This window comes from Lacticaseibacillus jixiensis (genome assembly GCF_042847315.1).
In the GTDB taxonomy this organism is placed as follows: domain Bacteria; phylum Bacillota; class Bacilli; order Lactobacillales; family Lactobacillaceae; genus Lacticaseibacillus; species Lacticaseibacillus jixiensis.
Map to the genome: position 1 here is coordinate 1 of NZ_BAAFPR010000093.1, position 1,139 is coordinate 1,139.

The window sequence follows — 1,139 nt, forward strand, 5'->3', positions numbered from 1 at the left end:
ATTACGCGTATGATGCCACACGCGCCGGAGCGTTCGCTCAAGAATTGTACGAAGGCTTCTCTGGCGTACTCCAGTGTGATGGCTATTCAGGCTATAACAAGCTTGATGATGCGATCACCCGCACTGGATGTATGGCGCATGTTCGACGCAGATTCTATGACGCCGCTGTGCACTTGAAAAACGGCATCGAAGACTCGGTACCGTTGAAGTTGATCGACACCATGTTTATGTTGGAGCGACAAGTTCAGCATGCGCCGGCGGGAGAACGCCAAGCTTTTAGAATAAAGAACATCGCTCCGCTCATGAAAAAATTCTGGGCATGGATCGATGGCCTCACTGCGCTGCCAAAAGGCGCATTGGGAAGAGCGGTGAAGTATGCCCAAAATCAGCGGATCTATCTTGACCGGCTCATGGACTACGGCGAGATCGACTTTAGCAACAATGCGACTGAGCGCAGCGTCAAAGACTTGGTGATCGGACGTAAGAACTACTTATTCAGTACCAGTGTCGATGGTGCCGAAGCAAATGCGAACCTGATGACTTTGTGTGAGACTGCCAAGGCCAATCAGTTGGATGTATTCAAGTATTTGAAGTGCTTATTTGAAAAGCTTCCACAGATACCAGAATTTGAACTGAATGAAACCACGCTGGCGCCATACTTGCCATGGAACATTAGTCTGGACTAGCAATAGAAAATCGGGCCAAGACACATCATAGAGATGTGCCTTGACCCGATTTTGGCGTTATGAACGTGTGGTTATCTCCTGCTTACCAAACAGTCACGCAACTCTCAATTGAATCCTTTGGTACTGCACTGAGCACACCGCTCAGTGCAGACAACGAGTGGGTTCAGCTTGCGGATCAAATGCCATGGCAGAAGTTAAGCGAGGCATACCAATTGGCTTTTCCTTCGAAGCTTGGCCGTGCTGGTAAACCATTTCGCCTGTTGTATGGGTCCCAGCTAATCAAGCAACGTACTGGGTTGTCTGATCGCGATGTCGTTGAAGCTATCTGAAGACGGCATATAGCTTTACCAGGTAATGCGAAGTTTTTGACACCACTCGGCGAAAAAATTGTCCAAGGTCGGCGAAGAAATTGACCAACAATACAGAAACCTCCTGTATACTACGGGTAGCATA

General features: G+C 48.5%; 1 protein-coding gene and 1 pseudogene. Both read left to right on the forward strand.

Annotated features, from left to right (window positions below; all coding sequences use genetic code 11):
* A partial coding sequence (tnpC, locus tag ACGG90_RS15610; protein WP_390410734.1) for an IS66 family transposase occupies positions 1-686 on the forward strand: 686 nt, incomplete at its 5' end.
* Between the two features lie 59 nt (positions 687-745).
* Positions 746-1,012: pseudogene (locus ACGG90_RS15615) on the forward strand (hypothetical protein); the annotation flags it as partial.
* Positions 1,013-1,139 lie beyond the last annotated feature (127 nt).